22 protein-coding genes are annotated in these 24,929 nt (G+C 67.8%); 13 read left to right on the top strand and 9 right to left on the bottom strand.

Going from position 1 to position 24,929, the window contains the following annotated elements; genetic code table 11:
* Position 1 precedes the first annotated feature (1 nt).
* Positions 2-256 carry a membrane protein insertion efficiency factor YidD gene (gene yidD / locus Q9R17_RS01710; RefSeq protein WP_308156743.1) on the bottom strand — a complete coding sequence of 85 codons (255 nt, stop codon included), beginning with the start codon at positions 254-256 and terminating at the stop codon, positions 2-4.
* Between the two features lie 273 nt (positions 257-529).
* Between yidD and dksA the strand changes: the two genes are divergently transcribed.
* Positions 530-1,729 carry an RNA polymerase-binding protein DksA gene (gene dksA / locus Q9R17_RS01705; protein ID WP_308156742.1) on the top strand — a complete coding sequence of 400 codons (1,200 nt, stop codon included), beginning with the start codon at positions 530-532 and terminating at the stop codon, positions 1,727-1,729.
* Positions 1,730-2,058: 329 nt separating this feature from the next.
* Here the strand turns inward: dksA and Q9R17_RS01700 are convergent, their stop codons facing one another.
* Genes Q9R17_RS01700 through cysS form a run of 3 tightly spaced genes read right to left on the bottom strand, consistent with a single transcriptional unit; the run spans position 2,059 to position 5,184 of the window.
* On the bottom strand, positions 2,059-3,306 hold the full coding sequence (locus Q9R17_RS01700; RefSeq protein ID WP_308156741.1) for an MFS transporter: 1,248 nt from the start codon (positions 3,304-3,306) through the stop codon (positions 2,059-2,061).
* Positions 3,303-3,755, bottom strand: a complete 453-nt coding sequence (locus Q9R17_RS01695; RefSeq protein ID WP_308156740.1) for a SufE family protein — start codon at positions 3,753-3,755, stop codon at positions 3,303-3,305. The genes Q9R17_RS01700 and Q9R17_RS01695 overlap by 4 nt, the downstream gene beginning before the upstream one ends.
* Before the next feature lie 52 nt (positions 3,756-3,807).
* Entirely contained in the window at positions 3,808-5,184 is a 1,377-nt protein-coding gene (gene cysS / locus Q9R17_RS01690; protein ID WP_308156739.1) for a cysteine--tRNA ligase, read from the bottom strand.
* A gap of 189 nt (positions 5,185-5,373) precedes the next feature.
* On the opposite strand from cysS, the gene Q9R17_RS01685 reads away from it, so the two are divergent.
* The 12 genes from Q9R17_RS01685 to Q9R17_RS01630 all read left to right on the top strand — a co-directional run bounded on the left by Q9R17_RS01685 (position 5,374) and on the right by Q9R17_RS01630 (position 17,135).
* Complete coding sequence (locus tag Q9R17_RS01685; RefSeq protein WP_308156738.1) at positions 5,374-5,934, top strand: hypothetical protein; 561 nt, start codon at positions 5,374-5,376, stop codon at positions 5,932-5,934.
* Between the two features lie 327 nt (positions 5,935-6,261).
* On the top strand, positions 6,262-7,272 hold the full coding sequence (locus Q9R17_RS01680; protein WP_308156737.1) for an N-acetylornithine carbamoyltransferase: 1,011 nt from the start codon (positions 6,262-6,264) through the stop codon (positions 7,270-7,272).
* Between the two features lie 79 nt (positions 7,273-7,351).
* Positions 7,352-8,545: an argininosuccinate synthase gene (locus tag Q9R17_RS01675; protein WP_308156736.1), complete on the top strand. Its 1,194-nt coding sequence runs from the start codon at positions 7,352-7,354 to the stop codon at positions 8,543-8,545.
* A 55-nt stretch (positions 8,546-8,600) separates the two neighbouring features.
* Positions 8,601-9,041: a GNAT family N-acetyltransferase gene (locus tag Q9R17_RS01670; protein ID WP_308156735.1), complete on the top strand. Its 441-nt coding sequence runs from the start codon at positions 8,601-8,603 to the stop codon at positions 9,039-9,041.
* A gap of 16 nt (positions 9,042-9,057) precedes the next feature.
* Positions 9,058-10,155 carry an acetylornithine deacetylase gene (locus Q9R17_RS01665; protein WP_308156734.1) on the top strand — a complete coding sequence of 366 codons (1,098 nt, stop codon included), beginning with the start codon at positions 9,058-9,060 and terminating at the stop codon, positions 10,153-10,155.
* 76 nt (positions 10,156-10,231) lie between these two features.
* Positions 10,232-11,560, top strand: coding sequence for an acetylglutamate kinase (locus tag Q9R17_RS01660; RefSeq protein ID WP_308156733.1), 1,329 nt, complete (start codon positions 10,232-10,234; stop codon positions 11,558-11,560).
* A 3-nt stretch (positions 11,561-11,563) separates the two neighbouring features.
* Entirely contained in the window at positions 11,564-12,160 is a 597-nt protein-coding gene (locus tag Q9R17_RS01655; RefSeq protein ID WP_308156732.1) for a GNAT family protein, read from the top strand.
* Positions 12,157-13,110 (top strand): N-acetyl-gamma-glutamyl-phosphate reductase, encoded by a 954-nt coding sequence (argC, locus tag Q9R17_RS01650; protein ID WP_308156731.1) that lies wholly within the window; start codon positions 12,157-12,159, stop codon positions 13,108-13,110. The genes Q9R17_RS01655 and argC overlap by 4 nt, the downstream gene beginning before the upstream one ends.
* Before the next feature lie 32 nt (positions 13,111-13,142).
* Complete coding sequence (locus Q9R17_RS01645; RefSeq protein ID WP_308156730.1) at positions 13,143-14,438, top strand: argininosuccinate lyase; 1,296 nt, start codon at positions 13,143-13,145, stop codon at positions 14,436-14,438.
* Positions 14,438-14,701, top strand: a complete 264-nt coding sequence (locus Q9R17_RS01640) for a YciI family protein (RefSeq protein WP_308156729.1) — start codon at positions 14,438-14,440, stop codon at positions 14,699-14,701. The genes Q9R17_RS01645 and Q9R17_RS01640 overlap by 1 nt, the downstream gene beginning before the upstream one ends.
* 29 nt (positions 14,702-14,730) lie before the next feature.
* The gene (proB, locus tag Q9R17_RS01635; protein WP_308156728.1) at positions 14,731-15,870 is read left to right on the top strand and encodes a glutamate 5-kinase; all 1,140 of its coding nucleotides are present in this window, start codon (positions 14,731-14,733) and stop codon (positions 15,868-15,870) included.
* A complete protein-coding gene (locus Q9R17_RS01630; RefSeq protein WP_308156727.1) occupies positions 15,867-17,135 on the top strand; it encodes a glutamate-5-semialdehyde dehydrogenase in 1,269 nt (422 codons plus the stop codon). The genes proB and Q9R17_RS01630 overlap by 4 nt, the downstream gene beginning before the upstream one ends.
* Before the next feature lie 507 nt (positions 17,136-17,642).
* Here Q9R17_RS01630 and pgaD read toward each other — a convergent pair.
* From pgaD to Q9R17_RS01605, 5 genes are all read right to left on the bottom strand, one after another.
* Positions 17,643-18,134, bottom strand: coding sequence for a poly-beta-1,6-N-acetyl-D-glucosamine biosynthesis protein PgaD (pgaD, locus tag Q9R17_RS01625; protein WP_308156726.1), 492 nt, complete (start codon positions 18,132-18,134; stop codon positions 17,643-17,645).
* Complete coding sequence (pgaC, locus tag Q9R17_RS01620; RefSeq protein ID WP_308156725.1) at positions 18,131-19,384, bottom strand: poly-beta-1,6-N-acetyl-D-glucosamine synthase; 1,254 nt, start codon at positions 19,382-19,384, stop codon at positions 18,131-18,133. The genes pgaD and pgaC overlap by 4 nt, the downstream gene beginning before the upstream one ends.
* Before the next feature lies 1 nt (position 19,385).
* A complete protein-coding gene (gene pgaB, locus Q9R17_RS01615) occupies positions 19,386-21,278 on the bottom strand; it encodes a poly-beta-1,6-N-acetyl-D-glucosamine N-deacetylase PgaB (RefSeq protein ID WP_308158402.1) in 1,893 nt (630 codons plus the stop codon).
* Positions 21,279-21,288: 10 nt separating this feature from the next.
* Entirely contained in the window at positions 21,289-23,325 is a 2,037-nt protein-coding gene (gene pgaA, locus Q9R17_RS01610; RefSeq protein ID WP_308156724.1) for a poly-beta-1,6 N-acetyl-D-glucosamine export porin PgaA, read from the bottom strand.
* A gap of 311 nt (positions 23,326-23,636) precedes the next feature.
* Positions 23,637-24,848 carry an MFS transporter gene (locus Q9R17_RS01605; protein WP_308156723.1) on the bottom strand — a complete coding sequence of 404 codons (1,212 nt, stop codon included), beginning with the start codon at positions 24,846-24,848 and terminating at the stop codon, positions 23,637-23,639.
* Positions 24,849-24,929 lie beyond the last annotated feature (81 nt).

Raw genomic sequence — 24,929 nt, 5'->3', positions numbered from 1 at the left:
GTCAGTGTTTTCCTGTGCAACGGCATGAAGGGGCGTGCAGGTGCTCAGGCACCGGGTCGACGCCGCCGGGGTGGAAGGGGTGACAGCGACCGAGCCGGCGCGCGGCCAGCCAGCTGCCGCGCAGCGGGCCGTGCCGGGTGATGGCTTCCATCGCGTATTCAGAACAACTGGGATAGAAACGGCAACGCGGCCCGAGCAGGGGGCTGATGAAGCGCTTGTAGGCGCGCAGCAGGGCGATGAGCAGGCGGGAGATCACCCAGTCATCTTATGCCAGTTGGCATGAAGGCCGCATTTGTGCAGGATGGGCCGTTGGCCGCATGTCGCTGATGGCCTGCGGCCGGTGTCGGCTCCCCCCGTGGGTGCCGGCCAGGTGCCGTACCGCGCAAGGCGGTCCGCGTTCGCTGGACCGCCCCTCGGCCCGGTCTCTCCACGTCTGAATGGAGCAGGCCGCCGAGGTTGCTGCTGCGGGACGGGTAGGCTATAAAGGCCCGCTTTCCCGGGCCCCGGGGAAACCAAGGAAGAGCGTTTCGTGGCTGCTAAAAAAACTGCAAAGAAGGCCGTCAAGGCCGCCAAGAAAACCGCCAAGCCTGTTGTGAAGAAGTTGGCGGAAAAGCCTGTTGCCAAGAAGCCCGCCAGCAAGGCGGCCAGCAAGGCAGCATCTGCGCAACCGGCGGCCAGGAAGGCCACCGCTAAGAAAACGCCGGCCAAGACCCCGGTCAAGGCCAAGCCGGCACCGGCGAAGAAGGCGGCCGCTGCCGCCAAGCCGGCCGCCAGCAAAAGCAAGCCTGCTGCCAAGAAAGCCGTGCCGGCGGTGAAGAAGCCGGCGGCCAAGGCCCCGGTCGCCAAGAAGGCCGCGCCGGCGAAGAAGGCTGCGCCGGCCAAGCCGGCGGCGAAGCCGGCCCCGGCCAAGAAGGCCGCCGCCCCGAAGGCGGTTGCCCCGGCCAAGGCTGCACCGAAGAAGACCGCCGCCCCGGCCAGCGCGCCGGCCAAGGCCCCTGTAGTGAAGTCCGCACCGGGGAAGGTCGTCGCGCCGTCTCCGGCCAAGCCTGTCCCGGCCAAGGCCGTGGCCGCGCCCGCTGCGAAACCGGTCTCCGCGCCGGCCAAGGCGGCTGCTGCCACTCCGACCGCCCCGCAATCCAAGAATCCCGTGCCCGTTTCGAAATCGCCTGCCAAAACCGCCGTGAAATCCGAATCCGCCCCGAAGACCGTGTCGCGCCCTGTCGGCAAGGTCGCCGTGGCCGTCACCGCCCGCTCGGCGGCCCCGGCCCCGCGCAGCAAGTACAAGGTCGTCGAGTACAAGACCGACGAGGCCACTGGCCGTCCGATCCTGCCGGCGGGTTACAAGCCGGGCCCGGACGAGGAATACATGAGCACGCTGCAGCAGGAGTACTTCCGCCAGCGCCTGCAGCAGTGGCGTGCCGATCTGGTCGAGGAATCCAAGCAGACCATCGAGAACCTGCGTGACGAAGTCCGTGACATCGGCGACGAAGCCGAGCGTGCGACCCGTGAAACGGAGAATTCCCTGGAACTGCGCACCCGTGACCGCTACCGCAAGCTGATCGGCAAGATCGACAGCACCCTCAAGCGCCTGGAAGCAGGTGACTACGGGTATTGCGTGGACACCGGTGAGGAAATCGGCCTGGAGCGCCTGGAAGCACGCCTGACCGCCGAGCGCACCATCGACGCCCAGGAGCGTTGGGAGCACCTGCAGAAGCAGCAGGGCGACTGATTCCTGATCGTTGTCTGGTCATGCGGAAAACCCGGCTCCGGCCGGGTTTTTTGTTGGGTCATCCGCGCGCCTGATGACACGCCCATCCACGCATGGCGTGGATCTACCGTAGAGCCAGGCCATGCCTGGCTGCATCAAACCCATCCACGCATGGCCAGGATCCACCGTAGAGCTAGGCCATGCCTGGCTGCATCAAATCCATCCACGCATGGCGTGGATTTACCGTAGAGCCAGGCCATGCCTGGCTGCGACCCACCGTAGCGCCAGGCCATGCATGGCGTGGAGCCGCCGGGCGATGCGCCGCGGTGGTTACGGCAACGTCTGCCCGATCACTGCAGATCGCGCAGGTTCAACGTCCGCAGCGTCGGGTTCTTCCACGCGGTGATCCCGGCCACGCTGAGCACGGCGAACCCGCCCAGCACCACCGCCGGCACCAGGCCGAGCAACCGCGCCATCGTGCCGGCGTAGAACGCGCCCAGTTCATTGGACGAGCTGATGAAGATGCCGTTGATCGACGACACCCGCCCGCGCATCTCTTCCGGGGTGGCCAGCTGCAGGATGGTCGAGCGCACCACCACCGAGACACCATCGAAGGCGCCGTAGAACAGCAGGATCAGCCCCGACAGCCAGAAGTGCTGCGACAGCCCGAAGGCGATCACGCACAGGCCGAAGCCGGCCACCGCACACAGCAGCACCGCGCCGGCATGCTTCTGCAGCGGGTGGCGGGCCAGCCACAACCCGACGCAGACCGAACCCAGCGCCGGCGCCGCACGCAGGATGCCCAGCCCTTCCGGGCCGTAATGCAGGATCTCGTGCAGGAAGGCCGGCAGCATCGCCACCACGCCGCCCAGCAGCACCGAGAACATGTCCAGCGCCATGGCGCCGACCATGATGCGGTTGCCGACCACGAAGCGCGCGCCCTCGGCGATGCTCTTGAAGATGGGCGCGGCCGGGCCCTCATGCACCGGCTCGCTGACCTTCAGCGTGGCCAGGCAGCCCACCGCGACCAGCGCGAAGGCGGTGGCTACGCCATAGGACACGCCCTTGCCGCCCCAGGCCACCAGCACGCCGCCCAGCGCCGGGCCGGCGACCATGCCGGCCTGGAACACCACCGCGCCCAGGCCGGCGCCGCGCGCGTACTGGTCGCGTTCAAGCACGCGGGCGAACAGCGCGTTGTAGATGGGCGAGAGGAAGGCACGCACCATGCCGGTCAGCGCGATGGCCGCATAGATCGGCCACACGCCCTGGAAGGGCAGCCAGCCGGTGGCCACGCCGGTCAGCACCAGTGCGGTGACCACCAGCCCCGCGCAGGCGGCCATGCCCAGCCGGCGGCGCGGTAGATGGTCGATCAGGTAGCCGGCGAACGGTGCCACGCAGAAGAACGGCAGCACCTCGGCCAGGCCGACCAGGCCCAGCGAGAACGGGTTGCGGGTGACTTCATAGATATGCCAGCCGACAGTGACCGCCACCACCTGGTAGGACAGCATCGCGAAGATGCGGTAGGCCAGCAGCTTGGCGAAGCCGGGTCGGGCCAGCAGGCCCAGGGCGGTGTCCTGGGCAGGGGCGGGGTCGTTCACGGCTGGGCGCGCTGCAGTTGGGCCTGCGCGGTCTCGCGGATGAAGGCCAGCATCGCGGCTACGCCATTGCTGCGGGTGGGCGAGAGGTGGCGTGCCAGGCCGATGTCCTGGATATAGCTGGGCTCGGTGGCCAGGATTTCCTGCGCCGGGCGGCCCGAGTACACGCGCAGGGCCAGGAAGATCAGGCCCGAGACGATGGCCGAGTCGCTGATGGCATGGAAGCGCAGCTGGTCGGCGTTGCCTTCGGGCACGATCCAGACCATCGACTGGCAGCCCAGCAGCCGGTGTTCTTCGGTCTTCCAGGCGTCCGGGAAGGCCGGCAGCTTGCGGCCCAGGTCGATCAGGTACTGGTAACGCTCGGACCAGTCGCCGAAGAAGCCAAATTCCTCGGCGATGGCGGCCTGGGCCTCGGCGGCGGTGGGTTCAAGCGGGAAGGGGGAATCGGTCACAACGGTCTCTACGGTGGGGTGTGGCCGGCGGAACCGGCCACGGGGCAGGGAGTCAGGCGCGCTTGCGCACCCAACGTACCCCCTGCGCGGTGTCTTCCAGCACGATGCCTTCGGCGGCCAGCTGGTCGCGGATGGCGTCGGCGCGGGCGAAATCGCGGGCCTGCTTGGCCGCGACGCGTTCGTCGATCAGGCCCTGGATGCGTGCGTCGTCGTCGCTGTCGCCTTCGGCAGTGCCGAACCATGCCGCCGGGGCCTGCTGCAGCAGGCCCAGCGCCAGGCCTGCCCCCAGCAGTTCGCCCTTCAGGCGTGCCTGCTCGGCGGGGGCGGTGGCGCGGCGGGCTTCACCGGCGATGCGCGCCACTTCGGCCAGTGCCTGCGGCGAATTCAGATCATCGTCCAGCGCGGCCTCGACCACGGCCGGGATCACCGCGCTGGCCGGCACGTCGGCCAGGTCACGCAGGGTGCCGTACAGGCGGTCCAGGGTGCGCACCGACTGTTCGATCAGCGCATCGGACCAGTCCAGCGGCTGCCGGTAGTGGGCCGACAGCAGGGCCAGGCGCAGGGCCTCCGGCGGATGCTGGCGCACCAGGTCATGCACGCGCTCGATGTTGCCCAGCGATTTGCTCATCTTGGCGCCGCCGAAGTTGAGCATGCCGTTGTGCAGCCAGTAGCGGGCGAAGGTGCGGCCACCGTGCGCGCACTCGCTCTGCGCGATCTCGTTTTCGTGGTGCGGGAACTGCAGGTCCACGCCGCCGGCATGGATGTCGATGGTTTCGCCCAGGTGGGCGGCCGCCATCGCCGAGCATTCGATGTGCCAGCCCGGGCGGCCGCGGCCCCAGGGCGAATCCCAGCCGGGCAGGTCGTCGCTGGAGGGCTTCCACAGCACGAAATCACCCGGGGCACGCTTGTACGGGGCGACCTCCACGCGGGCGCCGGCCAGCATCTCCTCCGGGTCGCGGCGCGACAGCTTGCCGTAGCCCTCGAAGGTATCCACCGCGAACAGCACGTGGCCTTCGGCGGCGTAGGCATGGCCGTTGGCGATGAGCTGATCGATCATGGTGATGATCTGCGGCATGTGTGCTGTCACTTCCGGCTCGATGTCCGGCGGCACCACGCCCAGCGCGGCCATGTCTTCGCGGTAGGCGGCGGCGAAGCGGTCGGTGATGGTGCTGATCGGCACGCCCTGTTCGCGCGCGGCCGTGTTGATCTTGTCGTCCACGTCGGTGATGTTGCGCGCGTAGCGCAGCGCGCCGAAGCGCCGGCGCAGCAGATCGGCCAGCACGCCGAACACCACCGGCCCGCGCGCATTGCCGATATGCACGTAGTTGTAGACCGTGGGGCCGCACACATACAGGGTCGGACAGGTCGGATCGAGCGGGCTGAACGGTTCGAGCTGGCGTGTCAGGTTGTTGTGCAGGCGCAGGGTCATGGGGGCGGGGCTGGGGGACAAGCCTGTGATTTTAGAACGTGCCAGCCGGTTTTGGGGGGCCGGGGGGCGTCCGCGGCCGGGTCGCCTTCGTCCAAGGTGGGGTGGGCAGGAGCCCGGCGGACGGGTAATGTTCAGCCCCTCACGGTCGCCACTGCCTACACTATCGTCGTGCCCCAGCTCCCGTTGCCAATGAAATCCACCGCGCTGCTGGCGCTGGCCTGCCTGGCGGCGGCCCCGTACGCGGCTTCTGCCCAGGACGGTGACCCGCGCAACCGGGTGGTGATCGTGGAGAACGTGAAGTTCGACTACGCCCAGGTGCTCAACGTCGAGCCGGTGTTCCAGACCCTGCGCGCGACCCGCACCGAGGAGCACTGCGAGCCGGTGTCCACCCGTACCCTGGCCCCGGTGAACGTGACCGGTGAAGAGCCGGCCGAGGACAAGGGCCGGCTGAGCCGGTTCTGGGATTCGGTGCGCTCGATGTTCCGCCGTGGCGACGAGGAGCCCAGCGAGGATGCCGCCCCTGCGCCCACCCCGGCCCCGGCGCCGAACGCGCCGATGCTGACCCGCGACTGCAAGATCGTGCCGGTGGGGCGTGAGTTCCGCCGCCCCATCGCCTATGACGTGGACTATGTCTACAAGGGCACCAAGTACCGCTCGCGGCTGCCGGAAGACCCCGGCAACCGGCTGAAGATCCGCGTTTCCATCACCCCCTGGCTGGGCGCCGAGCAGGGCGCCTCCGGTACCCCCTGACCGCCCCGGGGCCGCAGCGCTTGCGCCGGCCCCGCGCGCATGCAAAGATGGGCGGACATGAACGCCACCGACTTCCAGCATGACAGCAGCGCCGCCCGCCAGGCCTCGGGCATGACGTCGCGCGCGCGTCGACCGGAACCCCACATTTCCGCTGGGTAACCGGAGCTTTCTGCTGTTCGTCCGAAAAAAACCCAGCCCCCCGGCTGGGTTTTTTCGTTTCCGCGTCATGAAGGTTTCACCTGCAGCCGTTTTCTTTCCACCCTGTTTCCTCCCACCGTGCACCGACCCGCCCAGCCGGCACCGGCGCCGCCCATGCAAGGAATGATGATGTCCCTCAAGCACTTCCTGAACACCCAGGACTGGAGCCGCAGCGAGCTTGACGCGCTGCTGACCCAGGCCGCGCTGTTCAAGCGCAACAAGCTCGGCGACCAGCTCAAGGGCAAGTCGATCGCGCTGGTGTTCTTCAACCCGTCCATGCGCACCCGCACCAGCTTCGAGCTGGGCGCGTTCCAGCTCGGTGCCCACGCGGTGGTGCTGCAGCCGGGCAAGGATGCGTGGCCGATCGAGTTCAACCTCGGCACGGTGATGGACGGTGACACGGAAGAACACATCGCCGAAGTGGCCAAGGTGCTGGGCCGTTACTGCGACATCATCGCCGTGCGTGCGTTCCCCAAGTTCATCGACTGGGCCTACGACCGCCAGGACATCGTCCTCAACAGCTTCGCCAAGTATTCGCCGGTGCCGGTCATCAACATGGAGACCATCACCCACCCCTGCCAGGAACTGGCGCACATCATGGCCCTGCAGGAACACTTCGGCACCCAGGACCTGCGCGGCAAGAAGTACGTGCTGACCTGGACCTACCACCCCAAGCCGCTGAACACCGCCGTGGCCAACTCGGCGCTGACCATCGCCACGCGCATGGGCATGGACGTGACCCTGCTGTGCCCGACCGCCGACTACATCCTCGACGACCGCTACATGGGCTGGGCCGAGCAGAACGTGGCCGAGAGCGGCGGTTCGCTGAAGATCAGCCATGACATCGACAGCGCCTACGCCGGCGCCGATGTCGTCTACGCCAAGAGCTGGGGCGCGCTGCCGTTCTTCGGCAACTGGGAGCCGGAAAAGCCGATCCGCGACCAGTTCAAGCACTTCATCGTCGACGAGCGGAAGATGGCGCTGACCAACAACGGTGTGTTCAGCCACTGCCTGCCGCTGCGCCGCAACGTCAAGGCCACCGACGGCGTGATGGATTCGCCGCAGTGCATCGCCATCAACGAAGCCGAGAACCGCCTGCACGTGCAGAAGGCGATCATGGCTGCCGTTGCCGGGCGCTGATTTTCCACGTCATTCACGCACTCCAGACAATCCGCCGGGCATCGCCCGGCGCTACCCCACCTGATTGGACATACCCCCCATGAGCAACAAAGACGTCGTTCTCGCCTTCTCCGGCGGCCTGGATACCAGCTTCTGCGTGCCGTACCTGCAGGAGCGCGGCTACAACGTGCACACCGTGTTCGCCGACACCGGCGGCGTGGATGATGAAGAGCGCGATTTCATTGAAAAGCGCGCCGCCGAACTGGGCGTGACCAGCCACGTCACCGTCAACGGTGGCCCGGCGATCTGGGAAGGCTTCGTCAAGCCGTTCGTGTGGGCCGGCGAAGGCTACCAGGGCCAGTACCCGCTGCTGGTGTCCGACCGTTACCTGATCGTCGATGCCGCACTCAAGCGTGCCGCCGAACTGGGCACCAACATCATCGCCCACGGCTGCACCGGCATGGGCAACGACCAGGTGCGTTTCGACCTGGCCGTGAAGGCGCTGGGCGATTACCAGATCATCGCCCCGATCCGCGAGATCCAGAAGGAACACACCCAGACCCGCGCCTACGAGCAGAAGTACCTGGAAGAACGTGGCTTCGGCGTGCGCGCCAAGCAGCAGGCCTACACCATCAACGAGAACCTGCTGGGCCTGACCATGTCCGGCGGCGAGATCGACCGCTGGGAAGCCCCGGGCGAGGGCGCCCGCGGCTGGTGCGCACCGCGCAGCGAGTGGCCGGAACAGGCGCTGACCGTCACCCTGACGTTCGTCGAAGGTGAAGCCGTCGAGCTGAACGGCAAGGCGCTGCCGGGCGAGCAGATCCTGGCGCAGCTGAACAAGCTGTTCGCCCCGTATGGCGTCGGCCGTGGCGTGTACACCGGTGACACCGTGATCGGCCTGAAGGGCCGCATCGTGTTCGAAGCCCCGGGCCTGGTCTCGCTGCTGGCCGCGCACCGCGCGCTGGAAGATGCGGTGCTGACCAAGCAGCAGAACCGCTTCAAGCCGGACGTGGCGCGCAAGTGGGTGGAACTGGTCTACGAAGGCTTCTACCACGACCCGCTGAAGACCGACATCGAGGCCTTCCTGAAGTCCTCCCAGGCCAAGGTCAACGGTGAAGTGGTGCTGGAAACCCGTGGTGGCCGCGTCGATGCGGTGGCCGTGCGTTCGCCGCACCTGCTCAACACCAAGGGTGCCACCTATGCACAGTCGGCCGACTGGGGCGTGGAGGAGGCCGAAGGCTTCATCAAGCTGTTCGGCATGAGCTCCACCCTCTATGCGCAGGTGAACCGCTGAGACCGTATCGCCCTGGCCCCGTGCGGGCCAGGGCACACGGCAACTGGATGAAACGATGAGCGCGCTACGCATCAGCACTGATCCGCAGGACCTGGACGTTGCCCTGATCCATCATTTTCTGTCCACCCAGGCGTACTGGAGCCCGGGCATCGGGCGCGACGTGGTGGAACGGGCGATCAGCGGTTCGCTGTGTTTCGGCGCTTACCTGGAGACGTTGGGCCAGGTTGCGTTCGCGCGCGTCATCACCGACGGAGCCACGTTTGCCTATCTGGCCGATGTGTTCGTGCTGCCGGAGCACCGCGGTCAGGGCTACAGCAAGCAACTGGTACAGGCGATCATGGCCCATCCGCAGTTGCAGGGCCTGCGCCGCTTCATGCTGGCTACCAGCGATGCACACCGGCTGTACGCGGGCTTCGGCTTCAGCGCGCCGGCACGACCGGAACTGCTGATGGAAATCGTGCATCCGAACCCCTATGCCCCGGCCTCGGCCGATTGAACTCCCTGTTGATCCCATGACCGACCTGCTTGCTTCCACCCTGCAGCACCTCCAGGCCCTGGTGTCCTTCGACACCCGCAACCCGCCGCGTGCGATCACCACCGGTGGCATCTTCGATTACCTGCGCGACAACCTGCCCGGGTTCAATGTCGAGGTGATCGACCACGGTGCCGGTGCGGTCAGCCTGTATGCCGTGCGTGGCACGCCGAAGTACCTGTTCAACGTGCATCTGGATACCGTGCCCGATTCGCCGCACTGGAGTGCCGACCCGCATGTCATGCGGCGCCTGGACGACCGCGTGGTCGGGCTGGGCGTGTGTGACATCAAGGGCGCGGCCGCTGCGCTGGTGGCGGCGGCCAATGCCAGCGAGGGTGATGCCGCGTTCCTGTTTTCCAGCGACGAAGAAGCCAACGACCCGCGCTGCATCGCCGCGTTCCTGGCCCGTGGCCTGCCGTATGAAGCGGTGCTGGTGGCCGAGCCGACCATGAGCGAAGCGGTGCTGGCGCACCGTGGCATCAGCTCGGTGCTGATGCAGTTCGCCGGCCGTGCCGGCCATGCCTCGGGCAAGCAGGATGCCGCCGCCAGCGCGCTGCACCAGGCGATGCGCTGGGGCAACCGCGCGCTGGACCACGTGGAATCGCTGGCCTCGGCGCGCTTTGGTGGGCTGACCGGCCTGCGCTTCAACATCGGCCGCGTTGAAGGCGGCATCAAGGCCAACATGATCGCGCCGGCCGCCGAGGTGCGCTTCGGCTTCCGCCCGCTGCCGTCGATGGACATCGATGCGCTGCTGGCGACCTTTGCCGGTTTTGCCGAGCCGGAAGCGGCGCTGTTCACCGAAACCTTCCGCGGGCCCAGCCTGCCGGCCGGTGACATTGCCGATGCCGAGGCGCGGCGCCTTGCCGCGCGTGACGTGGCCGATGCGCTGGACCTGCCGATCGGCAACGCGGTGGATTTCTGGACCGAGGCCTCGCTGTTCTCCGCCGGGGGCTACACCACGCTGGTGTTCGGCCCGGGCGACATCGCCCAGGCCCACACCGCCGATGAGTTCGTGACGCTGGAACAGCTGCAGCGCTATACCGACGCCGTGCACCGCATCATCGCCGCCGGCGCCTGATCGACCCCCACAACGCCGCCGTGCCCTGGCATGGCGGAACTGCAACGCGGCGACCGCCGCCTGTGACGAAACCGAAATGTCTCCTGCCCTCCAGCCCCACCGCCAGACCCGCCAGACCATCGTGCGCCTGCTTTCGAGCATGGCCAGCGCGAAGGAAATCAGCCAGTACCTCAAGCGCTTCTCGCAGCTGGATGCCAAGCGCTTCGCCGTGGTCAAGGTCGGCGGCGCGGTGCTGCGCGACGATCTGGACGCGCTGACCTCCTCGCTGTCGTTCCTGCAGGAAGTGGGCCTGACCCCGATCGTGCTGCACGGCGCCGGCCCGCAGCTGGATGCCGAACTGTCGGCCGCCGGCATCGAGAAGCAGACCGTCAACGGCCTGCGCGTGACCTCGCCGGAAGCACTGGCCATCGTGCGCCGCGTGTTCCAGCAGTCCAACCTGCGCCTGGTCGAGGCCCTGCAGCAGAACGGCGCGCGCGCCACCTCCATCACCGGCGGCGTGTTCGAGGCCGAGTATCTGGACCTGGACACCTACGGCCTGGTCGGCGAGGTGAAGAAGGTCAACCTGGCCCCGATCGAAGCCAGCCTGCGTGCCGGTTCCATTCCGGTCATCACCAGCCTGGGCGAGACAGCCGGCGGCCAGATCCTCAACGTCAACGCCGATTTCGCCGCCAACGAACTGGTGCAGGAACTGCAGCCGTACAAGATCATCTTCCTCACCGGTACCGGCGGGCTGCTGGACGAGCAGGGCAAGGTGATCGATTCGATCAACCTGTCCACCGAATACGACCACCTGATCGCGCAGCCGTGGATCCATGGCGGCATGAAGGTGAAGATCGAGCAGATCAAGGATCTGCTGGACCGGCTGCCGCTGGAGTCGTCGGTGTCCATCACCCGGCCGGCGGACCTGGCCAAGGAACTGTTCACCCACAAGGGCTCGGGCACGCTGGTGCGCAAGGGCGAGAAGGTGCTGCGCGCCACCGCCTGGAGCGAACTGGACCTGCCGCGGCTCAAGGCGCTGATCGAATCCAGCTTCGGCCGTACGCTGGTGCCGGACTACTTCGAGCGCACCAGGCTGCTGCGTGCCTATGTCAGCGAGAACTACCGCACTGCGGTGATCCTCACCGACGAAGCCGAGGGCGTGTACCTGGACAAGTTCGCCGTGCTCGATGATGCGCAGGGCGAGGGCCTGGGCCGTGCGGTGTGGAACGTGATGCTGGAAGAAACCCCGCAGCTGTTCTGGCGCTCGCGCAACGGCAACCCGATCAATCATTTCTACTACGCCGAATCCGACGGCAGCTACAAGCAGGAGACCTGGAAGGTGTTCTGGTACGGCGCCGACGACTTCGACCGCATCAAGGCCTATGTCGACCACTGCGCTGCGCGCACCCCGAGCCTGCAGGGCTGAGCGATGACCGATTCCTGGACCACCGTTCCCACCCTGGTCGGCCGGCATGTGCGGCTGGAGCCGCTGCAGCTGGCGCATGTGCCGGGCCTGGCCGCGGCGCTGGACGGCAGTGGCCTGGACCAGCTGTGGTACACCCAGGTGCCTTCGGCAGATCACGTGCAGCCCTATGTGCAGGCCGCGCTGGATGCACAGGCCGAAGGCAAGGTGCTGCCGTTCGTGATCCGCGATGCGGCCGGCGACATCGTCGGCAGCACGCGCTTCTACGGCCTGGAAGCCGATGTGCCCAAGCTCAGCCTGGGCTACACCTGGTATGCGCCGCGCGTGCAGCGCACCGGCGTCAACAGCGAAGCCAAGCTGCTGTTGCTGCAGCATGCCTTTGAAACCCTGGGCTGCATCAGCGTGGTGCTGGAAACCAGCTGGTTCAACCACACCTCGCGCACCGCCATCGCCCGCCTGGGCGCCAAGCAGGACGGCGTGCTGCGCAACCACAAGCGGCACGCCGATGGCACGCCGCGCGATACCGTCATCTTCTCCATCATCGATAGCGAATGGGCCGGGGTGAAACGCCACCTGCGGTACCGCCTGGACAGCCACGCATGAACGATTCGACCTTCACCCTGGGCATTGTCGGTGCCCGTGGCCACACCGGCGCCGAGCTGATCACGCTGGTGGCCGCACACCCGCGCCTGCAGCTGGCCTTCGTCTCCTCGCGCGAGCGCGCCGGGCAGCGCCTGGCCGACCACCATCCGGACGTGCAGGGCGAGCTGCAGTACGAAAACCTCGATGCCGAGGCCGTGGCCGCCAAGGGCGTGGACGCGGTGATCCTGGCCCTGCCCAATGGCCTGGCCGCGCCGTTCGTGGCCGCCATCGCTGCAGCGAAGCCGGACACGGTGATCGTCGATCTGTCGGCCGATTACCGTTTCGACGAACAGTGGTACTACGGCCTGCCCGAACTGAACCGGCAGCACTACGCCGGGCAGAAGCACATCAGCAACCCCGGCTGCTATGCCACGGCCATGCAGCTGGCGATCGCGCCGCTGCTGGACCTGTTGGCCGGTCCGCCGCAGTGCTTCGGTGTGTCCGGCTATTCCGGCGCGGGCACCACGCCCTCGGACAAGAACAACGTCGCGCTGCTGGCCGACAACCTGATGCCGTACGCGCTCACCAACCACGTGCATGAGCGCGAGGTCTCCGCCCACCTGGGCGTGCCGGTGGAGTTCATGCCGCACGTGGCACCGCATTTCCGTGGCATCACCCTGACCGCCAACCTGTGGCTGAACCAGGCGCAGACCCGCGAGCAGATCGTGGCGCGCTACCAGCAGACCTATGCCGGGGAAGCACTCGTGGAAGTGGTCGATGAGGCCCCGTGGGTGAGCCGCATCGCCGGGCGTCATGGCGCGCAGGTCGGTGGCTTCACCCTGGCCCCCGGTGGCAAGCGGGTGGTGGTGGTGGCGACCCTGGACAACCTGCTCAAGGGCGCGGCCACCCAGGCCATGCAGAACCTCAACATCGCACTGGGCATCGACGAACTGACGTCGATTCCGCACTGATACCGCTTAGTTACCGCATTCCGGAGCCCCCCATGGCAGACCTTCTTTGGCAGAAGCCCGGCGTCGCTGTCGACGCCCAGATCCAGACATTCCTCGCGGGCGATGACGTGGTCCTGGACCGCGAATTCTTCCTGCACGACATCGCCGCCAGTGCCGCCCACGCGCAGGGCCTGCAGCACATCGGCATCCTCAGCGCCGATGAGCTGGCCGGCCTGCTGCGCGAGCTGGACGTGCTGGCCGAGGATTTCCGCGCCGGCCGCTTCGTGCTCGATGCACAGTTCGAAGATGGCCATTCGGCCATCGAAGCGCGCCTGACCGAACGCCTGGGCGACGCCGGCCGCCGCATCCACACCGGGCGCAGCCGCAATGACCAGATCCTGGTGGCCACGCGCCTGTGGCTGAAGGAAAAGCTGCAGCGTGTCGGCCAGCTCAGTGCCGAGATCGCCAAGGTGGCACTGGACCGTGCGCAGGCCGAGAAGGACCTGCCGGTGCCGGGGTACACCCACATCCAGCGCGCCGTGGTGTCTTCGGCGGGCATGTGGTGGGCCGGCTGGGCCGAGGCGTTCATCGACAACGCGATCCGTGCGCGCGATACCCACGCGCTGGTGGATGCCAACCCGCTCGGCACCGCCGCCGGCTATGGCGTGAACCTGCCGCTGGACCGTGAACACACCACTGCCGCGCTGGGCTTTGCGCGCATGCAGGTGTCGCCGATCTACGCACAGCTGTCGCGCGGCAAGTTCGAACTGGCCGCGCTGGAAGCGCTGGGCGGTGCGACTCTGGACCTGCGCCGCCTGGCGTGGGACCTGTCGTTGTTCACCAGCGGCGAGTTCGGCTTCGTCGCGTTGCCGTCGCAGTACACCACCGGCAGTTCGATCATGCCGAACAAGCGCAACCCGGACGTGATCGAGCTGATGCGGGCGACCCACGCCAGCGTGGCCGCCGCGCGTACCGAGATCGAGCAGCTGCTGTCGCTGCCGTCGGGCTACCACCGCGACCTGCAGGCCTCCAAGGGCGCCATCTTCCACGGCTTCGGCCGTGGCCTGGCTGCGCTGGAGCTGCTGCCGGCGCTGCTGGCCAACCTGGAGTGGCGCCCGGACAAGCTGCTGGCCGCGATCGATTCGGGCATGTATGCCACCGACGTGGCGGTGGAAGCCGCCGTGGCCGGCGTGCCGTTCCGCGAGGCCTACAAGGCCGCCGCGGCCTCGGCCGACAGTGCCGGGCAGGGACGTACGCCGGAAGGCAGCCTGGCCGCGCGCGTCTCGCCCGGTGCCGCTGCCGACCTGCGCCTGGATGTCCTGCGCGCGCGCTGGCAGGCGCTGTCCTGATGGCGGGCACGGTCTATCTGGTGCTGGCCATGCGCCGCGCGGACTTCAACACTGCCGCCGTGCAGCCGCATCGTGAGTTCCTCGATGCCCTGCAGGCGCAGGGCAGGCTGCAGCTGACCGGTGGCTTTGCCGACGGCAGCGGCGGCGCGTATGTGCTGTGCAACGTGGACAGCCTGGCGCAGGCGCAGGCCATCGTCGCCACCGATCCGCTGGTGACGATGCAGGCCTCCGACCTGACCGTGCACGAATGGCTCACCCGCTGAGCTGAGCCCACGACCAGGAGCCGCCGACCATGACCGCATCGCCTTTCCCCGAACAAGCGCTGCCGTCCTGGCGGCGCGCCGTCCTGAAGGTCGGCAGCAGTCTGCTCGCCGCCGACGGTGGCGGGCTCTCGCCGCGGCACGCGCTGGGCCTGGCCCAGTTCGTCTCGGCCCACGTGCTGGCTGGCCGTGAGGTGGTCATCGTCTCGTCCGGGGCGGTGGCGGCCGGGCGTGCGATCCTGCCGCGCATCGATGAAGCCGGCGCCGCGATGGCGGCCCGGCAGGCGCTGGCCGCGCTCGGCCAGGCGCAGCTGATCGGCCTGTGGCAGCGCTTCTTCGAGCGGCCCGTGGCGCAGGTGCTGCTGACCCATGACGACCTGCGCAACCGCCGGCGCTATCTCAATGCCCGCGCCACGTTGAACGAACTGCTGCGCGTGGGTGCGCTGCCGGTGGTGAACGAGAACGACACGGTGTCCGTGGACGAACTCAAGCTTGGCGACAATGACAATCTGGCCGCGACCGTGGCCGCACTGGTCGATGCCGATGCGCTGTTCATCGCCACCGACATCGACGGTCTTTACAGTGCCGATCCGCGCACGGTGGCCGGCGCGCAGCCGCTGCACGACGTGCCCGAGCTGACCGATGCGGTGCTGGCGATGGCCGGCGGCGCCGGCTCGCGCGCTGGTACCGGGGGCATGCGCACCAAGCTGGAGGCAGCGGCCAAGGCGGGCCGCGTCGGCATCGATACCTACCTGTTCAATGGCCGCAGCGCCGAGGTGGTGCGTGCGCTGGCGCAGGATCGTCTGTTCGGCACGCGCATCCATGCCGCACGCAGCCGCGAGGCTGCACGCAAGCACTGGCTGCGGCATGCACCGTTGGCGGTGGGCGCGATCCTGGTGGATGCCGGCGCCGCGCAGGCGATGCGTGAAAAGGGCGCGTCGCTGCTGCCCGGCGGCATCACCGGCGCCGAGGGCGACTTCCGCCGGGGCGACATGGTGCAGGTCTGCTGGCCGTCGCCGCAGGGCCTGGCGTGCATCGCCCGTGGCGTTTCACAGTACGCCGCCGATGACGTGCGGCGCATTGCTGGCCGCCATTCGCGCGACATCCAGGGCGTACTGGGCTACAACTACGGCGGTACCGTCGTCCATCGCGACGACCTGGTGCTGCCATGACCGGACTGCAGGAGATGCCGATGCGTGAGATCGAAGCCCAGGCCCATGCCTGCCGTGATGCCGCCGCGATCGTTGCCGGCCTCGACAGCGCTGCACGCCAGGCGCTGCTGCTGGCCATGGCGCGTGCGCTGGAAAGCAATGCCGGGCTGATCCTGGCCGGCAATGCGCGCGACCTCGCTGCCGCCCGCGAAAAGGGCATCGGTACGGCCATGCTCGATCGCCTGGCACTGGACCCGGCGCGCCTGTTCGCCATGGCCGAAGCCGTACGTGAGGTGGCGGCACTGCCCGACCCGGTCGGTCAGGTGACCCGTGATGATGTGCGTCCCAACGGCATCCGCGTGCAGAAAGTGCGCGTGCCGCTGGGGGTGATCGCGATGATCTACGAGGCCCGCCCGAACGTGACCGCCGAAGCCGCCGCACTGTGCCTGAAGGCGGGCAACGGTGTGATCCTGCGCGGCGGTTCCGAGGCGCTGCATTCCAACACCGCGATCGCGCAGGCACTGGCCACTGCGCTGCAGGCCCATGGCGTGCCGGCCGCGGCAGTGACCGTGCTGACCGACCTGCGCCGCGAAGCGATGCTGGCGCTGCTGCAGCTGCACGAACTGATCGACCTGGCGATTCCGCGCGGTGGCGAGGGCCTGATCCGGTTCGTGGCAGAGCATGCGCGTGTACCGGTGATCAAGCACTACAAGGGCGTCTGCCACCTGTATGTGGACCGGAACGCGGACCTGGACATGGCGCTGGATCTGCTCGTGGATGGCAAGTGCAGCCGGCCGTCGGCATGCAATGCACTGGAGACGCTGCTGGTGCACCAGGATGTGGCAGGCACGTTCCTGCCGCGCGTGGCGCAGGCACTGGGCGAACGGGGCGTGCAGCTGCGCGCCGACGCGCGTGCGCAGCCCCTGCTGCCCGGCAGCCTGCCTGCCACCGATGATGATTTCGCCGCCGAGTTCCTCGATCTGGTGCTGGCAGTGGGCGTGGTGGACGATCTGGACGCAGCGATCGCGCATGTGCGCCGGTACACCTCGGACCATACCGAGGTGATCGCCACCGAGGACGCGGCCAGCGCCGAGCGCTTCGTCAGCGCGCTGCGCTCGGCGGTGGTGATGGTCAATGCCTCTTCGCGCTTCTCTGATGGCGGCCAGCTTGGGCTGGGTAGCGAGATCGGCATTTCCACCACGCGGCTGCATGCCTATGGCCCGATGGGACTGGAAGCGTTGACGGTCGAACGTTTCGTGGTACGCGGGGAAGGGCAGACCCGGTAAGGGGGGCTTTGCAGGGCTGCGCCCTGCACCTGCAGAAGCTTCAAGCAACAGCAACAGCGGGCGTTCCGTGGGTTGGCGTGGCGGTGTGGGCTTGCAGGACACGCCGTAAACCCATCCATGGGGGCTCGTAGGCGCCATCCATGGCGCCTGCGGTCCTGCAAGCCCACACCGCCCCACCTCTGACAGATTTCCGCGATCGGGTAGATCCACGCCATGCGTGGATGCTTTTCGGTGAATCATCGAAATATTCGATTTCGATTGGGATGGATCCACGCATGGCGTGGATCTACAACAGATCGCAGGAAACTGTCGAAGGCGGGGTGGGTCCGGTGGCAGGGGTGTGAGCCGCATGGATGCGGCGACCAAGCCCCCAAGGATGGGTTTACGGCGTCCCCTGCCACCGGACCCACCCCGCCATCCTTCAGGAAACCCGCTTTTGCTCTGGCTCCAGCCCTGGCTTCGAGGCTTCAGCAGGTGCAGGGCGCAGCCCTGCAAACACCCCCACCGCTACAGCAACGGCTGTGCGGTCAGCCCCACCGGCCGTGCGTTCTCATCCATGTGCAACGTCACCGCCTTGGCACCGAACAGCTGCTCGGCCAGCACCGGGCTGGCCCCCAGCCGCTGCGCGATCTCCTCACGGGTCGCATCCACCCGCGGGCAGCGCCGTTCCTTGCCGGCAAAGCGCATGCGGTTGTACTCGGCCCAGGCGATCAGCGCCACCGCGCAGCACAGCAGGATCAACGGCAGGGCAATGACCAGGAACGGATCGAGCTTCTGCTTGTGTTCGTACAGCTGCAGCCAGGCCATGTGCCCGCCCAGCATCCAGGAAATCAGGGTGACCAGCGGCGCCCACAGGTAGAAGTAGAACCCCCAGAAGGCCAGGGTGACAAAGCCCCAGGCCGTGCGCTGCAGGCGCGGCTGCTGGCGCGGTTTCTGGATCAGGCGCGAATCGAAACGGTTGGACGGCTTCTTCGCGGTGGTCTGTCGGGTCGCGTTCATCGTATCCCCCGGTCCGGGCTGACCCAGGTGGCGCGCTTGCCGCGGCGCTTGAACAGCGTCTTCGGCAAGGCCACCAGGGTGGTGAACAGGCTGATCAACCAGTACGCCATCGGGTACCAGATGACCCAGAAGTAGTTGCGTCCAATGTGCGTTTCGTAACGACGATCAATGATCAGGCTGCTGGCGAACTGCAGCAGGCACACCAGTGCCAGGATCACGCCATGCCACTGCGGCAGCAGCGTATCGATGTACAGCGGGGCGGGCAGGGTGACGAATTTGCCCAGCGCCCACAGCACGATGATGAGCAGCATGGTGTAGGCCCACATCACGCTCAGGATGTATTCCAGCAGCACGCCCCACATGCGCCGCTTGCGCCAGCTGAACAGCGATGCGCCATGGCGCAGCAGCACTTCCACGCCCCCTTGGGCCCAGCGCAGGCGCTGCCGCCACAGGCCTTTCAGCGTTTCCGGCATCAGGATGAAGCACAGCGCGTTGGGCTCGTAGCGGATGTCCCAATGATCCAGCTGCAGGCGCCAGCTGATGTCGATGTCCTCGGTCACCATGTCATCGGCCCAGTAGCCGATGCGGTGCAGGGCGGTCCGCCGGAAGGCGGCGATCACCCCGGACACGGTGAAGATGCGGCCGTAGACGCGCTGGGCGCGCTTGATCATGCCGATGATCGAGGAGAACTCGGCCACCTGCAGGCGGCCCAGCAGGGTGGAGCGGTTGCGGATGCGCGGGTTGCCGGTGACCGCACCGACCCGTGGGCCGCTGGTCAGGTGCCAGACCATCCAGTGCATCGCGAACTCTTCCAGCATCGCATCGCCATCGATGCACACCAGGTACTCCGACCGTGCAGCCAGGGCGCCCATGCGCAATGCGTTGGCCTTGCCCAGGTTGCGGTCCAGGTGCACCACGCGCAGCCGCGGGTGGATCGCCGCCAGGGCATCCAGGCGCGCGCCGGTATCGTCGCGGCTGCCATCATTGATCGCGATGACCTCGAAATCCGGGTAGCGCTGGGCCAGGGCCGCACCGAGGGTGTCGTCCAGGTTCTCCGATTCGTTGTGGCAGGGAATCAGCAGGCTGGCGAAGGGATACTCGGCCATCGGTGGCGGATCGTTGCGCGGACGTGATCTGCGTTCGCGACGGAAGAAGTAGTACAGGCCGCCGGACATCCAGAAGAACGCCATCACCATGGGGTAGAAGAAGGCGAACTGGAACAGGGCATACAGCCAGGGGCTCATGTCCATGTCACTTCTCCGGGTACGGGAAGTTGCGCGCGGACATCGCCGCACGGGCATCCGCGGTCGACGGCTTGTCGGCGATGAAATCGTCCGGGTACCACGCGAAATGGCGCACGCCCTGCGCCTGCAGCCGGCGCACCTGCGCGCGCAGGCGCTGACCGTCGATCGGCGTCTGCGTGCGCCAGTCGACGGTCTGCAGCTCGAACATCGTATGTTCCAGCGCCGGGTCGTGCTGGCGCACGGCAGCGACCAGGCGGTCCAGCCAGCGCTCGGGGCGGCGGCTGCCTTCCATCCACGGCATCGCCATCAGCGCGGTGCGGTCGTAGGCCTGGTTGAACAGGTCCAGGCGCTGGGCGAACCACGCCGCACTCTGCGGTTCCAGCACCGGCTGCGCGTACAGGTTGCGCACGGTGCCCAGCTTGGGCCGCCAGCGCTGGGCGGTGTCGCGCAGTTCCAGGGTGAAATCGATCAGCGCACGGGTGCGGCCGCCATCGGCGCCTTCCTGCGGCAGCTGCGCCAGTTCGGTGTCACGCACATAGGCATCGTCGTGGAACAGCAGGCCTTCAAAATAGGAATTGATGGCCAGGTCTTCGTAGATGTCCTTGATGATCTGCCGGGCCTGCGGCCGGGTGAAATCCAGCCGGTACATGCCATCGTGCTCGGGGCTGGCAATGCCCAGCGCGTCACGCTGGGCGGGGTCGGGCAGCTCATAGCCCAGCACCGGCAGCCAGGCGAACACCTTCACCCCGGCACGGGTCTTCAGCTGCCACGCCACGCGGTTGAACAGGTCCGCGCGCATCGGCAGGTGCCGGTTGGGGAAGTACAGCGCATCGGCGGTGTTGTTGCCGTCCGGGTCGGCGAAGGCCTGCAGGTAGACGTGGGTCGGGCCGACCCGCTTGACCCGCTCGATCAGCCTGTCCAGGTTGCGGGCCTGCTGCGCCGGGTCGGCGTCGTACACCGCATCCAGATCGATCTGCAGCGCGCGGGTGCCGTCCAGGCTGACATCGCGGCGCAGTTCGAACGCCAGCGAGGTGACGTTGGGATTGCCGGTCACCAGCAGGCGCGCCAGCCCATGCAGATCACGGCTGACCGGCGTGCTGCGGCCTTCCAGGTCGAACGACACCGGCATGCCCAGCTGCTCGGCGATGTCGTTGCTCAGCTGGTTGTAGGCCGCGTAGGGCCATACGATCGCCTGCGGGCGCACGCCCAGTTCCTTCTGGATGCGCTGCACGCTGCGGCCAAGGTCGTCGCGCAGGCGTTTTTCATAGGCCTGGTCGGTTTCATAGTGCTGGCTGGCCGGGTCGTAGATGCGGGTGATCACCGCCGGTGTCTGGTTGCCCTGCGGGTTGGACTGCACGCCGTGGTGCAGGTTGTCGGTATGGCTGGCCAGCTCGATCAGGCCGCTGCGCTGCATCTCCCGCAGCTGGTCCCAGGTCAGGAAGTCATCGTGGCCGAACGGGCGGTAGCCATAGTCGATGGTGCGCCCCGGTGCCATGTCGACATAGTCGGTGATCACCGCCACCAGCGCAGGGTAGTTGTAGGCCTGCAGCAGTGGGAACACGCGGGTGTAGACGCTGCGCAGGCCGTCATCGAAGGTCAGCAGCACCGGCCGTGGCGGCAGGCTGGCTTCACCGCGCGATGCCTTGACCAGCTGCGACAGGGACACCGGGTGGTAGCCATGCGTGGACAGCCAGTCCAGGTGCGCCGCGAAATTCTGCGTGCTCACCGCGTAGGCGTCGGCGTCGGATTTCTCGCGCACGTCATCGCGCACGTCGTGGTAGCTGAGTATCAGCAGGCCGTTGTCGGTGGCATCCAGTTCGGTGGCCGGCCGGGCGGCCATCGCGGGAACTGCCAGGGCCAGCAGGCCCAGCAGCAGGGAGGTCATCAGGCAGCGAAGCATCCGTTCCATCTCATTCCCCCCAGCGCAGCACGGCATCGAAGCCGATGTGACGTTCGCGTCGGCCGTCGTAGACCGGCCGTGACCAGCTGACGCCGTATTCCAGGATCCGCCCGGTGCCGAACTGCCATTCGTGGCGGTAGGCCACCGTGGGGATCAGCGAACTGCCATAGCCCTGCTGCCAGTAGTCGCCCAGGGAGACGGTCAGGCGATGGCGGAAGTGCCGCTCGTAGCGCCGCCACAGCTGCTGGTCCACGCGGATGCCGATGTCCACCGAACGGTCGCGCGAGGGATTGAAGTAGGGCACGTCATCGCGGCTGCCACGGCTGGTGTAGAGGCTGCCCAGCCCATCGACCAGCAGCCGCGGGCGGGTCAGCAGGCGCTGCTCGATGGCGGTGTTGAGCGTGTCGCGGCGGTTGCCATCGTCGTAGCGGAACTGGCTGCCGCCGATGCGCCAATGCGTGCGTTCATCGCGGACATAGTCCACCGCCAGTGCCACGCTGTCGGCGGTGATGCCGGCCACGCGGGCCTGCATCGAGGCTTCCGGGTCATTGCGCGCGGCGGTCACGCCGGCGTGCCAGTGATCGTTGAACTGCCAGCCGAGCGCACCGCGCAGGCCGGTATCGCCGATGCTGTCATTGGGGCGCAGCACGGCCGCTTCGGCATCGAGGCGGTCGAAGCGGTAGCGCAGGCCCGCGCCGAGCCACAGCGGGTGGATCTTCTGGTCCTGGAAGGTGACCGAGCGGCGGTCGAAGAAGGCGAACGCGCGCCAGCGGTCATCCAGCAGTGGCGAGGCCACTTCCATGCCGTAGTGCAGGTCATCATTGCCCAGCGGCGAGGTGCCGCCACCGCCGGAACTGCGCCCGCCCTCGACCATGGCCTGCAGCTGCCAGCCACGGTGCGCACGCCATTCGCGGTCCATGCGCTGCACGGCCGGCTGGGTGGGATAGCGCTGCAGCAGATCGTCATGCAGCGGGCGGGCCAGGTCGTCACGCTGCAGCTGCACGTACGATTCCTGCATGCCGATGCGTGGCGCCACATCGCGCGGGTCCAGGGTGTAGGCCATCTGGTGGCGTTCCAGTGCCCGCCGCGGCCAGCCGCGCATCTGGTAGACGCTGCCCAGGGCCGTCTGCAGGCCACCGTTGCCCGGGCCGACGTCCACCAGCGCTTCCAGTTCGCGCTGGGCGGTGGGCAGGTCGCCGCTGTAGGCGCGGATCATCGCCAGGTTCACATCGGCTTCGTAGCGTGCCCAGTTGGCGAAGGGGTTCTTGCCACCGCCCCAGCGCCACGCCGGTTCGTCCTTCTGCCAGGCCTGCAGGTAGCTGATCGCTTTCTCGGCCTGCTCGGTTTCCAGATAGGCATAGGCCAGTTCCGAGCGTGTCTCGAAGCGCGAGGGGTCATGCTTCGCTGCGGCCTCCAGCAGCGGGATGGCCTCTTCCGGGTGCTGGGTGGCCATCATCGAATCGCCCACTGCCGCCAGCACGTAGTCGGGCAGGGCATGGCCCTCGCGCTGCAATGCCTGTGCTTCCTCACGCACCTGTGCGTGGCGCGACAGGCGGTTGAGCAGGATCAGCCGGTCCAGGCGGACGCGCAGCGGCGCCTGTGCGACCGTCGTGCCGTCACGGGCGGCCAGCCGGTCCATTTCCGCCAGGGTGGCTGCGGCCTCGTCCAGCCGGGTGTCTTCGGTTTCCCCGTAGGCCAGGCTCCAGTTGATCCGCTTGGCCAGATAGTCCGATTCCAGGCGTGCCTTCTGGTCGGCATCGAAAAGGTCCGGGCGGGCCTGGTACAGCTGCCAGGCACGGCTGGCGTTGCCGATGTCACCCAGGGTCAGGACCTGCAGCTTGTACAGCAGGTCATCGTTGGGTTCGACACGTTGCGCGCGCTCGATCGCGGCCAGCGCGTCGACCCATTGCGCCTTGTCGCGGTACTGGCCGATCTCGGCCAGGCGGTCGGCGCGTGTGGACACCGGCGGCGGTGCCGCCTGCAGCGATGCCGCCATCGCCGTGCAGACCAGGCCGACGCCAAGCGCCAGCGGACGAAGTGCTGCCATGTTACCCCCCGAGCATCCTTACCTGAATGGAGCTAAAAATGTGACGTAGGTCACAATTAAACTCTACTCCCCCCATCGGGCCGGCGCCAGTGCTGGCGTTCGCCATCCAGGGGGCGGGTACTGCCGTTGGTCGTTCGATCCCATCACATCCCCGCCGGTGCTGGTGTCCGCGATGGGCGCGGCCATGGCTGGCCCATGCCCATCGGCCGTGCCGGGCGGGCACGGCGGGAACACGGTACGTCAGCGGGTGCAGGCGTTCTGTGTAGAGGCCCCGGTAGCCCGCCGCAGCCGGCCAACGGGGCCTCCAGGCGTCACCAGACGTCTTCGAGCTTGCGTGGCTTGCAGGCCACCCAGGCGGCGCCCAGCATCACCAGGGCGCAGCACAGCAGGAAGGCAAAGGGCAGGGTCCAGCCAGCGCTGACCGTGTGCAGCCAGCCGACCAGGAAGGGGCCCAGGCAGCTCAGGGCATAGCCCACCCCCTGCATGAAGCCGGACAGCGCTGCCGAGCCGGTCGGCGTGCGCGTGCGCAGGTTGATCAGGGTCAGTGCCAGTGGGAAGGTGGACGGGCCGACGCCGAGCAGGCAGGCCCACAGCAGCGGTGCGGCCATCGGCGCCCAATGCAGGCCGGCAAAGGCCACCAGGAAGGCACAGAAGCCGATCAGCACCAGCGGGAACGGATTCTGCAGGCGTACCGCCAGTGAAGGAATCAGCAGCGATGGCAACAGGCCCAGCGCCGAGAACACCGCCACCATCACGCCGCCGAAGGCCGGCGAGCCACCCGCTTCGACCACGATGCGGGGCAGCCAGGTGAACATCGAATAGGTCATCAGCGAGGTCATGCCGAACATCAGCGTCATGCCCCAGCCCAGTGAGGTGCGCCAGACCTTGCCGTGCGGTGCCAGTGATGGATCGGTGGCGGCGGTGGCCGCTTCCGGGCGTGGCGCGCGCAGCGCCAGCAGCAGCCAAGGCAGGGCGGCGGCCAGCGCCAGCAGCGCCCACACCCCCAGCGATACGCGCCAGCCGGCGCTGTTGGCCAGGGGCACCGCCAGCAGTGCCGGGGTCATGGTGCCCAGCTGCAGCACGCTGATGTAGAAGGTACTGAGCGTGCCGACCCGGTTGGCGAAGTAACGCTTCACCAGCGGGGGCACGACCACGTTGCCGATGCCCATGCCGGCCAGGGCGACCACCGATCCGAACAGCAGGCTGCCCACGCCGACCGACGCCGAGCGCAGCAGCAGGCCCAGCGCGGCCAGCCCCATGGCCAGCAGCGTGGTGCGTTCCAGCCCCAGGCGCCGTGCGATGGCCGGGGTAAGCACGCCGAACAGGGCGAACGAGGCGGTCGGCAGCATGCCCAGTACACCGGTCATGGTGGTGCCGAAGCCGAACTGCTGGCCCAGCACGTCCAGCAGCGGGGTGACCGAGGTGACCGCGGTACGCAGGTTGACCGCAGCGAGAAGGATCGCCACGAAGGCGAGGGCCCGGCCGTGCAGCAGCGACGGCGAGGCGGAGGAAGACGTGGGCATCGTGTGTCCTTGCAGGTGGCGCACGCCGCATCATCGGCGTACAGCGGCGGCACCGGGCAGCGCCGGTGCGGCAGGTGGGAG

This window comes from Stenotrophomonas sp. 24(2023), assembly GCF_030913365.1.
Classification (GTDB): Bacteria; Pseudomonadota; Gammaproteobacteria; order Xanthomonadales; family Xanthomonadaceae; genus Stenotrophomonas.
Note: the sequence above shows the minus strand (reverse complement) of the source record. Positions and strands in the feature narration are given on the sequence as shown.